We start from the raw sequence: 11,959 nt of genomic DNA on the forward strand, positions 1-11,959 counted from the left end.
ATGGACCGCCGCATTTTCGGGCTGGAGAACGAGTACGGCGTCACGTGCACGTTCAGGGGACAGCGCCGTCTGTCTCCTGACGAGGTGGCGCGGTACCTCTTCCGCCGTGTCGTGTCATGGGGCCGCAGCAGCAATGTGTTTCTGCGGAACGGGGCCCGTCTGTATCTGGACGTGGGCTCGCATCCCGAATACGCGACACCCGAATGTGACAACGTGACCGAGCTGGTCACTCACGACAAGGCCGGCGAGCGCATTCTGGAAGGGCTGCTGGTCGACGCGGAACGCCGCCTGCACGAGGAGGGAATCGCGGGCGACGTCTACCTCTTCAAGAACAACACGGACTCGGCGGGCAACTCGTACGGTTGCCATGAGAACTATCTGGTGGCGCGGCACGGGGAGTTCTCCCGGCTGGCCGACATCCTTATTCCGTTCCTGGTGACGCGGCAGTTGCTGTGTGGGGCGGGCAAGGTGCTGCAGACGCCGCGTGGTGCGGTGTACTGCGTGAGTCAGCGGGCGGAGCACATCTGGGAGGGTGTCAGTTCGGCGACGACCCGTTCCCGTCCGATCATCAATACGCGTGATGAGCCGCATGCGGACGCCGAGCGTTACCGTCGTCTGCATGTCATCGTGGGTGACTCGAACATGTCCGAGACGACGATGCTGCTGAAGGTCGGTGCGACCGATCTGGTGCTGCGGATGATCGAGGCGGGCACGGTGATGCGGGATCTGACCCTGGAGAACCCGATTCGGGCGATCCGTGAGGTCAGCCATGACATCACGGGCCGGCGCAAGGTGCGTCTGGCCAGTGGTCGGGAGGCCTCGGCGCTGGAGGTGCAGCGGGAGTACTACGAGAAGGCCGTGGACTTCTGTGAGCGTCGTGGTATTCGTACGGGCACGGTCGAGCAGGTGCTGGAGCTGTGGGGTCGCACGCTGGACGCGATCGAGGCGGAGGACCTGGACCGGATCGGTACCGAGATCGACTGGGTGATGAAGTACAAGCTCATCGAGCGGTACCGGGCGAAGCACAACATGACGATGTCGCATCCGCGGGTCGCGCAGATAGACCTCGCGTATCACGACATCCACCGTCGTCGTGGGTTGTACTACCTTCTGGAGAGGAAAGGGCAAGCCGCTCGTATCTGCAATGACTTGAAGATCTTCGAGGGCAAGTCGGTTCCGCCGCAGACGACTCGGGCGCGTCTTCGTGGTGACTTCATCCGTCGTGCGCAGGAACAGCGTCGTGATTTCACGGTCGACTGGGTGCACTTGAAGCTCAATGACCAGGCGCAACGCACGGTGTTGTGCAAGGACCCGTTCCGTTCGGTGGACGATCGGGTGGAGAAGCTGATCGCGGGAATGTAGCGCGGATAAGTTCCGGCTGGGTTTGTCGGAACGCGACGCGGGGCGCCGTACGTTATGCCGTACGGCGCCCTTCCTACGTCGTAGAGTTGCGCGCACGTCATCCGCAAGATCGACCGAACGAGGCTCTCACCGTGCGCCGACGCTCTCTTCTGATCGCTGTTCCCGCCGGGCTGCTCACGCTGTCCGCGTGTGGGGACGACACGTCCGACTCGGCCAAGACCGACGGCAGCCCGTCGGCGTCGGCGAGTGCGGCGCCGCCGCCGAAGATCGTGGACGGGCCGTTGCCGGCGATCACGGCGGGTGAGAAGTTCGACGAGAAGCCGACGGTCGCCAAGGGCAGTGGTGATCCGTCGAAGGATCTGGCGGTGAAGACGGTCATCGCGGGCAGCGGGCAGACGGTCGCGGAGGGTGACTACATCCAGGCGAACTATCTGGGGCAGATCTGGGCGACGGCGAAGGTCTTCGACAACTCGTACGACCGGAAGACGCCGCTGGTGATCCAGCTTTCGCCGCAGGGCATCATCGACGGCTGGCGGTATGCGCTGACGGGGAAGAAGGCCGGCAGCCGGGTCGAGATGGCGGTGCCTCCGACGTGGGGTTATGGCACGGACGGCAATCAGCAGGCGGGGATCAAGGGCACGGACACGCTGGTGTTCGTGGTGGACATCCAGAACACGTTCAACGCCAAGAGCTCCGCCAAGGGCGAGCAGGTGGCGCAGGACAATGTGGATCTGCCGAAGGTGGGCACGAACACCGACGGGAAGGCGCCGTCGATCGAGGTGCCGAAGGTGGACCCGCCGACGAAGCTGGTGGCGAACTACATCCTGGAGGGCGACGGCCCCGAGATCGGCGCCGACGACAGTCTGCTGGTGCAGTACAAGGGCGTCATCTGGGACACGGGCAAGGAGTTCGACTCCTCGTACAGCCGGGAGCAGCTGAGTTCGTTCGGGCTGCAGCAGGTCGTCAAGGGGTGGCAGCAGGGTATGGCGGGGAAGAAGGTGGGCAGCCGTCTGCTCATCGTGATTCCGCCGGAGCTGGGGTACGGGGACACGCCGCCGAGTGGCAGTGACATCAAGAAGGACTCCACGATGGTGTTCGTCGTGGACATCCTCGCGAAGATGTGAGAGCCGCTGGATGCGAGACTGTTCCGCGTTGCCTTGTTCGTACAAAGCAGGAGCTTGAAGACGTGAGCATTGACAAGCCCGAGATCGATTTCCCCGAGGGTGAGCCGCCGGCGGACCTGGAGATCAAGGACATCTGGGAGGGCGAGGGCGAGGTGGCCCGGGCGGGTCAGACCGTCACCGTGCACTATGTGGGTGTCTCCTTCTCCACGGGTGAGGAGTTCGACGCCAGCTGGAACCGTGGTGCGCCGTTCCGTTTCCCGCTGGGTGCCGGCCGGGTCATCAAGGGCTGGGACCAGGGTGTTCAGGGCATGAAGGTCGGTGGCCGTCGTCAGCTGACCATCCCGGCGCACCTGGCGTACGGGAACCAGAGCCCGACGCCGGCGATCAAGCCCGGTGAGACGCTGATCTTCGTGGTCGACCTGATCGCGGTCTGATCGCTGTCATGGTCTGATCGCTGTCGCGGTCTGATCGCGATCGGAGCCGATCGGCTGGGGTCCATGCCTGTTCGGGCATGGGCCCTCGGCTTTTGCCGCGACGCTTCGTAGCGGTACGGTCTTGCCTCAGAGGACCCGTAGGGAAGGGCGTCGATGGCCATTGCCAAGGCCGAGCGGTTGATGAACCTGGCGCTGTGTCTGCTGGGGACGCGCCGGCCGCTCAGCAAGCGCGAGTTGAGGGATTCCATAGAGGCGTACGTCGAGGCCGTAAGGCCGGAAATCGGTGCAGCCGGCAGTGATGATTCCTTCAATCGCATGTTCGAGCGCGACAAGGATGATCTGCGCGAGCTGGGCCTGGTCATCGAGACGGTGGAGAACCTCGACGGTGAGGTCGGCTATCTCGCCCGCCGTGACAGCAACCGCCTCCCTCCCATCACCCTCGACGCCGAGGAGGCCGCCGCCCTCGGTCTCGCCGCGAAGGTCTGGCAGCAGGCCCGTCTCGCCGGAGCCGCCAGCGGTGCCATCCAGAAGTTGCGTGCCGCGGGTCTTCCCGAGGACGTCGACCCTTACGAGGCCCATGGCGCCCTGGAGCCGCGTATCCCGGTGCATGAGGCCGCGTTCGAGCCGTTGATGCTGGCCTGCCGGGACCGCCGGCCCGTCGTGTTCGACTATCGCAAGGCCACCGCCGCCCGTCCCGAGCCCCGTCATGTCGAGCCGTGGGCGCTGGAGTGCTGGCGCGGCCACTGGTATCTCGCCGGCTATGACCGGGACCGGGGTGCCGAGCGGGTCTTCCGGCTGTCCCGGATCACCGGGAAGGTCCGCAGCAAGGGCAGTGCCTTCACCGCGCCCGTGCCCGATGTGGTCACCGTGCGGGAGACCGTCGCTGGGTGGGCGGGGGAGACCGCCGACCGTTCCGCGCTGATCCGGCTGCGTTCCGACGCCGGATATCCGCTGCGGGCCCGCGCCGGCGCCGTACGGGAACTCGGGGACGGCTGGGACGAGTTGGAGATTCCGTACGGGCACGGTCTGGATGCCTGGCTGGTGGAGTTCGGGCCGGACGTGGTGGTCCTGGAGCCTGCCGAGCTGCGGGCCGATGTGGTGGATCGGCTGCGTGCCGTGGCCAAGGGTTGAGGGGGACGTAAGAACGTGGTGGGAAAACCGGCCCGGCCGGCGAACGCCATCGACCAGACCCGGCGGATGCTGTCCCTGGTGACCTATCTGCGGGAGCGGCCCGGCGCCCGGATCGAGGACGTCGCCCGCGCCTTCGGGATCACCGAGGACGAACTGGTCTCCGACCTCGATGTGCTGCCCATGTGCGGGACCAGCTTCCGCGGCGGTGATCTGCTCGACATCGACACCGACGGCGAGCGCATCTGGTGGCACAACCCCGCCGCTCTCGGCGCGGAGGCCGCCGAACCGCTTCGGCTCGCCGCCGACGAGGCCACCGCCCTGCTCGTCGCCGCCCGTGCCGTCGCCACCCTGCCCGGGCTGCGTGAGAGCGACCGGCAGGCGCTGCTGCGGGCCACGGCCAAGGTGGAGGGCGCGGCCGGGGAGGCGGCGGGCGCCAGTTCCCGGCTGTCGGTGACGTTCGAGGCCGAGGGCGGGGTCTTCGCGGATGTCGACCGGGCGATCTCCGAGCGGCGCAGACTGTGGATTCGCTACTACTCGCCCGCCCGTGACGAGGTCACCGAACGCGAGATCGACCCGATTCGCCTGGTCAGCGTGGGTCACACCTATGTCGAGGCCTGGTGCCGGCGCTCCGAGGCCCGGCGTACGTTCCGGCTGGACCGGGTCGCCGAGATCAAGATCCTCGACGAGCCGTCCGCGCCGCCCGAGATCGAGTTGCGGGATCTGTCCCAGGCGCTGGTGCAGCCCGCCGCGGAGGACCCGGAGGTCGTCGTCGAGGTGGGGCCCGGCGGGCGCTGGGTCGCCGAGTACTACCCGCACGACAGCGCCGAGGAACTGCCCGACGGGGGCCTCAAGATCACGCTGCGTACCCCCGATCCCGCCTCGCTGCGGCGCCTGGCGCTCAGGCTCGGGCGCGACGGCAGGATCGTCTCGCCGCAGGACCTCGCCGACAGCGCCCGCCGGGCCGCCCGCGAGGCGCTGGCGGCGTACGACGGGCCCGGCTCCACGGTGGCCGACGGGCCCGGTGGTTCGGCGGGCGCGGCCCATGGAGTTCGACAACGGCAGTGCGACGGGCAGGAGCGTGGGCTGTGAACGGCGGGTCGGCCATGTCTGATGTGCGGGGTGCTCAGGACGTGTCAGGGGCGCGGGGCGTACAGGGTGTGCAGGAGATGTCCGTGGCGGTGGCCTTCGCCGGGATGAGGCGGGCCGTCGACGTGGTGTTCCGGGCCGGGTGCCCCGACTGCCGGTCCAGCTTCGAGCTGGGCGCGGGCGCGCTCATGCTCGCCATCGGCGGCTCCACCAAGACCACCTTCTACTCCTTCACCTGCCCCGAGTGCGGGGTCGCCGTACGCAAGCCGGCCGGTGAACGGATCGTCGAGCTGCTGACCGGCGGCGGCGTCCGAACACTGCGGCTGCACTCGGCGGGCTAGGGTCGAGCCATGTTCTGGCCGATGTTGGGCGTTGCCGTGGGTTTTGTGGGGATTGCCGTGCTGGGAGTGCTCGCTGTGCGGGTTTTTCTGGAGGCGCGGAGGCTCGGTGCGCAGGTGTCGGAGTCGGCGCGGCGGATCAGCAGGGCGGCGGAGGACCTGGAGCGGGCGGCGGTGAGCGCGGCCCGCTCTGTGGACACTCTGTGACTTGGGCTCGGGGCCGCTGTGAGTTGAGGGCCCTGTGCGTTTTGCGCCACTTCGCCCTGTCACCTTCATACCTTCGGCAGGTACGCTGCCTGTCGCGGCACGGAGAACGAGGCCCGGGTCGCGAATTGGGAGGACGCACAGGGATTGCCCAGTGTTCACCCCTGAGAGTTACGATCGCTGCCAGTGCGATCGTTCGGACAGGTGTCCGACCGGTCGGACAGCCCTAACCCCCGCCGCCTCGGTGAGAAGGTAAACACCTATGTTCGGAAAGCTCGGCGCTCCCGAGATCATTCTCATCCTCGTCGTCATCATCCTGCTGTTCGGCGCGAAGAAGCTTCCGGACATGGCGCGCTCGCTCGGCAAGTCCGCTCGCATCCTCAAGAGCGAGGCCAAGGCGATGAAGTCGGAGGGTCAGGACAACACCACGGCCGCCTCCGCGCCGCCGCAGCACGACGACGCCCCGGCTCAGCGCACCATCCAGGCCGCCCCCGGCGATGTGACCAGCTCCCGCCCGGTCGCCGAGCCGACGGACACCACCAAGCGCTGATACAAGGCCGGATCGGATTTCCGGCCTGCCGCACGAGATGAGGACGTGGGTTGCTCAAGTCTGCCCGCAAGACTGAGAAGGATCCCGAGGGGCGGATGCCCCTCGCGGAGCACCTGCGCGAGCTGCGTAACCGCCTGGTGAAGAGCCTGCTGGCGATCGTCGTCACGACGGTCTTCGCGGCCCTGTTCTACAAGGACATCATCCAGTTCTTCACTGATCCCATCCTTCAGGCGGTGGGATGCGACCAGTCCTTCGCCGAACTGGCGGAGACCGCGAAGGACACCGGCGAGACGACATGCGCGCGCATCGTGCAGAACGGTCTGCTCAGCCCGTTCACACTCGCCCTCACGGTCTCGCTGTCATCGGGTGTGGTCCTCGCCAGCCCGGTGTGGCTCTACCAGCTCTGGGCGTTCATCGCGCCGGGCCTGCACCGCCACGAGAAGAAGTACGGCCTCGGCTTCGTCGCCGCCGGCTTCCCCCTGTTCGTCATGGGGGCGTACTTCGCCTACTGGTCGCTGCCCAAGATGGCGTCCGTGATGCTGGAGTTCTCCATCATCGGAAGCGACAACCAGCTCCCCCTCGACGATCTGCTGAACCTGATCATGCGGATGATCGTCGTCTTCGGCCTCTCCTTCGAGCTGCCGCTGCTGCTGGTGATGCTGAACTTCGGCGGAGTGCTCTCCGGCAAGAAGATGGCCGGCTGGTGGCGGGGCATGATCCTCGGCATCACGCTCTTCGCGGCGATCGCCACCCCCAGCACCGACCCCATCTCCATGCTGGCGCTGGCGGCCCCCATCTGGATTCTGTACTTCGTCGCGACGGCCATCGCGCTCACCAACGACAGGCGCAGGGCCCGCCGCGATGCCATGGGACCGGCCGACGACGAGGCCTCCGAGCTGGACCTCACCCCCGAGGACATCGGCGAGATCGAATCCGTCTCCGCGAGCCGGGTACTGCCCTCCCAGGCGAGTGAGCCCGAGACCGAACGCGACCGGATCAACGGCTACGACGACGTCACCTGACCCGTCCCGCCGAACCTGAACGCGGCCGGGGCGCCCACGAGGCGCACCCGGCCGCCGTCATGCGCGGGAGCGCGCGTCCCACCGGGACGTACCCCCGCCTCCCGACCCGCGATCGCCACCGTCGCCTCCATGCGCGGGGGTGCGGGGGCAATCATCCGGATAATGATCGTCCTGTTGTCAGTGGGGCCCGGTACGCTCGAAAGCACGATGACAGAGGACCTCTCCCCGGCCGAGCGGTATGCGGCAGCACGTAGGCGCGCTGCCGAGCAGGCCACCGCGCTCGCGTCCTTCCGCGAGATGTACGACTTCGGTCTCGACCCCTTCCAGATCGAGGCCTGCCAGGCGCTGGAAGCCGGCAAGGGCGTGCTCGTCGCCGCCCCCACCGGCTCGGGCAAGACGATCGTCGGCGAGTTCGCCGTCCATCTCGCCCTGCGCCAGGGCAAGAAGTGCTTCTACACGACACCCATCAAGGCACTGTCGAACCAGAAGTACACCGACCTGTGCCGCCGCTACGGCGCCGACAAGGTCGGCCTCCTCACCGGCGACAACAGCGTCAACTCCGGCGCCCCCGTGGTCGTGATGACCACCGAGGTGCTCAGGAACATGCTGTACGCGGGCTCCCAGACCCTCCTGGGCCTCGGTCATGTGGTCATGGACGAGGTGCACTACCTCTCCGACCGCTTCCGCGGCGCCGTCTGGGAGGAAGTGATCATCCACCTCCCCGAGTCGGTCACCCTGGTCTCCCTCTCCGCCACCGTGTCCAACGCCGAGGAGTTCGGCGACTGGCTGGACACCGTCCGCGGCGACACCCAGGTCATCGTCTCCGAGCACCGGCCCGTGCCGCTGTTCCAGCACGTCCTCGCCGGACGCCGGATGTACGACCTGTTCGAGGAGGGCGAGGGCAACAAGAAGGCCGTCAACCCCGACTTGACGCGGATGGCCCGGATGGAGGCCAGCCGGCCCTCGTTCCAGGACCGCAGACGCGGTCGCGCCATGCGCGAGGCCGACCGTGAGCGGGAGCGCCGCCAGCGCTCCCGCGTATGGATTCCGAGCCGCCCCGAGGTCATCGAACGGCTCGACTCCGAGGGCCTGTTGCCCGCCATCACCTTCATCTTCAGCCGCGCCGCCTGCGAGGCCGCCGTCCAGCAGTGCCTGTACGCCGGCCTCCGCCTCAACGACGACGACGCCCGCCTCAGGGTCCGTGCCCTCGTCGAGGAACGCACCGCCTCCATCCCCGCCGAGGACCTCCACGTCCTCGGCTACTACGAGTGGCTGGAGGGCCTGGAACGCGGAATCGCCGCCCACCACGCGGGCATGCTGCCCACGTTCAAGGAGGTCGTCGAGGAACTCTTCGTACGCGGCCTCGTCAAGGCCGTGTTCGCCACCGAGACCCTCGCCCTCGGCATCAACATGCCCGCCCGCTCGGTGGTGTTGGAGAAGCTCGTCAAGTGGAACGGCGAGCAGCACGCCGACATCACCCCCGGCGAGTACACCCAGTTGACGGGCCGGGCCGGGCGCCGCGGCATCGACGTCGAGGGCCATGCCGTGGTGCTGTGGCAGCGCGGGATGAACCCCGATCATCTGGCGGGGCTCGCGGGGACGCGTACGTATCCGCTGCGCTCCAGCTTCAAGCCGTCGTACAACATGGCGGTCAACCTGGTCGAGCAGTTCGGACGGCATCGGTCGCGGGAGCTGCTGGAGACCTCGTTCGCACAGTTCCAGGCCGACAAGTCGGTCGTGGGCATTTCACGGCAGGTCCAGCGCAACGAGGAGGGACTGGAGGGCTACAAGGCCTCCATGACCTGCCACCTCGGCGACTTCGAGGAGTACGCGCGCCTCAGGCGGGACTTGAAGGACCGCGAGACCGAACTGGCCAAGCAGGGAGCCGCCCAGCGTCGCGCGGAGGCCGCCGTCGCGCTGGAGAGGCTCAAGCCGGGCGACGTCATCCATGTGCCGACCGGCAAGTACGCCGGGCTCGCCCTGGTGCTGGACCCCGGGCTGCCCGCCGGGCGGTCCAACGGCCACCGGGGCTTCGAACACCACGACGGGCCGCGTCCGCTGGTGCTCACCGCCGAGCGGCAGGTCAAGCGGCTGGCGTCCATCGACTTCCCGGTGCCGGTCGAGGCGCTGGAGCGGATGCGCATCCCGAAGTCCTTCAATCCCCGCTCGCCGCAGTCCCGCCGGGACCTCGCGTCCGCGCTGCGGACCAAGGCCGGGCATCTCGTGCCCGACCGGCAGCGCAAGCGGCGTGCGGCCGCCGCCGACGACCGTGAGATCGCCCGGCTGCGGGCCGACCTGCGGGCGCACCCCTGCCATGGGTGCGACGAGCGTGAGGACCATGCGCGGTGGGCCGAGCGGTACCACCGGCTCAAGCGGGACACCGCGCAGCTGGAGCGGCGTATCGAGGGCCGCACCAACACGATCGCGCGGACCTTCGACCGGATCGTCGCCCTGCTCACCGAGCTGGACTATCTGCGTGGTGACGACGTCACCGAGCACGGGAAGCGGCTCGCCCGGCTCTACGGTGAGCTGGATCTGCTGGCCAGCGAGTGTCTGCGGGCCGGCGTGTGGGAAGGGCTCGCGCCCGCTGAGCTGGCCGCCTGTGTGTCCGCGCTCGTGTACGAGGCGCGGGTCGGGGACGACGCCATGGCGCCCAAGCTGCCGTCCGGGCAGGCCAAGGCGGCGCTCGGGGAGATGGTGCGGATCTGGGGGCGGCTGGACGCTCTGGAGGAGGAGTTCCGGATCACGCAGAGCGAAGGGGTCGGGCAGCGGGAGCCGGATCTCGGGTTTGCCTGGGCCGCTTATATGTGGGCTTCCGGGAAGGGGCTCGATGAGGTGCTTCGGGAGGCCGATATGCCTGCGGGGGACTTTGTGCGGTGGTGCAAGCAGGTGATTGACGTGCTGGGGCAGATTTCCGCTGCCGCTCCTGTGGAGGGGTCTACTGTGCCCAAGGCTGCGCGTAAGGCTGTGGATGAGCTGTTGCGGGGGGTTGTGGCCTATTCGTCGGTGGGCTAGCTGTGTTCTGGCGGGTGCGGGTTGTCTGTGGCTGGTCGCGCAGTTCCCCGCGCCCCTAGAAGACTTGCTGCGGCCCTTGGTGAGAAGTGTCAGTAGTAGGACTGGAGTTGGGCGTTCAGGGGCTGGTCCGAGAGGTGGGCGCCTACTACTGCCAGGCGGGTCTCTGGCTGGAGTAGGGCCCCGATTCGGGTCAGGCGGTCGTCTGTGAAGGCCGGGCCGATCAGCATCACTCCGAAGGGCAGGCCCCTGACCTCGCCCGCCGGGACGGCCACCGCCGCCAGGTCGAAGAGGTTCGTGGAGTTGGTGAAGCGGCCCAGGCGGGTGTTGGTGCCCACGGGGTCGTCCGCCACCTCGGCGAGGGTGGGGTGGCCTGGGGTGGTGGGGAGGAGCAGGGCGTCCGCGTCGGACAGTTCTGTCAGGGCTTGGGCCCGGAGGGTGGCCAAGTGCGCTTGGTCCGCGAAGAGTTGGTGGGCCGGGATGTCTCGGGCTCTGGTGATGATGCCGGTGACCGTGGGGTCCAGGCCGGGTGTGCCTTCTGCCAGTGACTTGTCGATGAAGGTGCCTACGGCTGTGTAGCGCTCGGCCACGAAGGCGCCCTGGTAGAGCATCTTCGCCGCCTCCGTGAAGGGGGTCAGGTCCAGGGGCTGGACCACCGCGCCCGCCCGGGTGAGTCGGTGGACCGCCGTCTCGTACGCCTCCGCCCAGCCGTCGTCCACCTCGCCCAGCTGGTCGCGGGGTGGGACGGCGATGCGCCACGGGCCCGGGGGGCGTTGAGGGAGGGGCGGGAGCGGGGTCGTGGGTGGGGTGGTCATGTGGGAGAGGGCCTGTTCGGCCTCCGGGAGGGTGCGGGCGAACACCGTCACACAGTCCAGGGAGGCGCAGGCCGGGACGACTCCCGTGGTGGGGACCAGGCCCCGGGTGGGTTTCAGGCCGACGATGCCGTTGAAGGCGGCCGGGACCCTGCCCGAGCCCGCCGTGTCCGTGCCGAGGGCCAGGTCCACGATGCCCAGGGCTACCGCCACCGCCGAGCCGGAGCTGGAGCCGCCGCTGATGTGGGTCGGGGCGTGGGCGTTGCGGACGGCGCCGTAGGGGGAACGGGTGCCCACCAGGCCTGTGGCGAACTGGTCCATGTTCGTGGTGCCGAGGACGATCGCGCCGGCCTCGCGGAGGCGGGCCACGGCGGGGGCGTCGGCCTTCGGCGGGTAGGCGTAGGGCGGGCAGGCGGCGGTGGTGGGGAGGCCGTGGACGTCGATGTTGCCCTTCACCGCGAGGAGGCGGCCGGCGAGGGGGAGGTGGGCGCCTGTGGTGAGGCGGGCGTCCAGGGCTTCGGCTTCCGCCTCGACCTCCGGTTGGGGGCGTAGGTCGATCCAGAGTTCGGGGCGGTTGACGGCTTCGATGCGGGCGTAGGCCATGCGGACGCGGGTCAGGGTGGGGGTGGGGGAGGGCGACATCGGTGCTCCTTGGCGGGGGTGGGTGGTCGGCTGCGGACCGTGGGTGGTGTGTGCCCACCCGTTCCGCCCTGCGGAACGACTGCCCACACACCACCGGGGTGGTTATGGGGCGCCCGACGTACCACCGGGGTGGTTGTGAGGCGCCCGCACACCACCGGGGTGGTTATGGGGCGCCCGACGTACCACCGGGGTGGTTGTGAGGCGCCCGCACACCACCGGGGTGGTTATGGGGCGCCCGACGT

At 68.5% G+C, this 11,959-nt stretch carries 10 protein-coding genes and 1 pseudogene; 10 read left to right on the forward strand and 1 reads right to left on the reverse strand.

What is annotated here, in order from left to right:
• The 10 genes from pafA to ACWD4G_RS01290 all read left to right on the forward strand — a co-directional run bounded on the left by pafA (position 1) and on the right by ACWD4G_RS01290 (position 10,266).
• A complete protein-coding gene (gene pafA / locus ACWD4G_RS01245) occupies positions 1 to 1,362 on the forward strand; it encodes a Pup--protein ligase (protein WP_059196529.1) in 1,362 nt (453 codons plus the stop codon).
• Between the two features lie 131 nt (positions 1,363 to 1,493).
• On the forward strand, positions 1,494 to 2,486 hold the full coding sequence (locus tag ACWD4G_RS01250) for an FKBP-type peptidyl-prolyl cis-trans isomerase (RefSeq protein ID WP_451289997.1): 993 nt from the start codon (positions 1,494 to 1,496) through the stop codon (positions 2,484 to 2,486).
• A 62-nt stretch (positions 2,487 to 2,548) separates the two neighbouring features.
• Positions 2,549 to 2,920: an FKBP-type peptidyl-prolyl cis-trans isomerase gene (locus ACWD4G_RS01255; RefSeq protein ID WP_451289998.1), complete on the forward strand. Its 372-nt coding sequence runs from the start codon at positions 2,549 to 2,551 to the stop codon at positions 2,918 to 2,920.
• A 153-nt stretch (positions 2,921 to 3,073) separates the two neighbouring features.
• Positions 3,074 to 4,051 (forward strand): helix-turn-helix transcriptional regulator, encoded by a 978-nt coding sequence (locus tag ACWD4G_RS01260; RefSeq protein ID WP_451290000.1) that lies wholly within the window; start codon positions 3,074 to 3,076, stop codon positions 4,049 to 4,051.
• A 15-nt stretch (positions 4,052 to 4,066) separates the two neighbouring features.
• Positions 4,067 to 5,140, forward strand: a complete 1,074-nt coding sequence (locus ACWD4G_RS01265; protein WP_451290001.1) for a helix-turn-helix transcriptional regulator — start codon at positions 4,067 to 4,069, stop codon at positions 5,138 to 5,140.
• A 14-nt stretch (positions 5,141 to 5,154) separates the two neighbouring features.
• The gene (locus ACWD4G_RS01270) at positions 5,155 to 5,478 is read left to right on the forward strand and encodes a hypothetical protein (protein ID WP_451290002.1); all 324 of its coding nucleotides are present in this window, start codon (positions 5,155 to 5,157) and stop codon (positions 5,476 to 5,478) included.
• Positions 5,479 to 5,487: 9 nt separating this feature from the next.
• Positions 5,488 to 5,682: a hypothetical protein gene (locus ACWD4G_RS01275; protein WP_451290003.1), complete on the forward strand. Its 195-nt coding sequence runs from the start codon at positions 5,488 to 5,490 to the stop codon at positions 5,680 to 5,682.
• A gap of 259 nt (positions 5,683 to 5,941) precedes the next feature.
• Positions 5,942 to 6,229, forward strand: coding sequence for a Sec-independent protein translocase subunit TatA (gene tatA / locus ACWD4G_RS01280; RefSeq protein ID WP_451290004.1), 288 nt, complete (start codon positions 5,942 to 5,944; stop codon positions 6,227 to 6,229).
• Between the two features lie 50 nt (positions 6,230 to 6,279).
• Entirely contained in the window at positions 6,280 to 7,251 is a 972-nt protein-coding gene (gene tatC, locus ACWD4G_RS01285) for a twin-arginine translocase subunit TatC (RefSeq protein ID WP_451290005.1), read from the forward strand.
• 162 nt (positions 7,252 to 7,413) lie between these two features.
• Positions 7,414 to 10,266 (forward strand): DEAD/DEAH box helicase, encoded by a 2,853-nt coding sequence (locus ACWD4G_RS01290; RefSeq protein ID WP_451290006.1) that lies wholly within the window; start codon positions 7,414 to 7,416, stop codon positions 10,264 to 10,266.
• Between the two features lie 98 nt (positions 10,267 to 10,364).
• Here the strand turns inward: ACWD4G_RS01290 and atzF are convergent.
• Positions 10,365 to 11,717 (reverse strand): annotated as a pseudogene (gene atzF / locus ACWD4G_RS01295) (allophanate hydrolase); the annotation flags it as partial.
• Between the last annotated feature and the right edge of the window lie 242 nt (positions 11,718 to 11,959).

The organism is Streptomyces sp. NPDC002643, assembly GCF_053592555.1.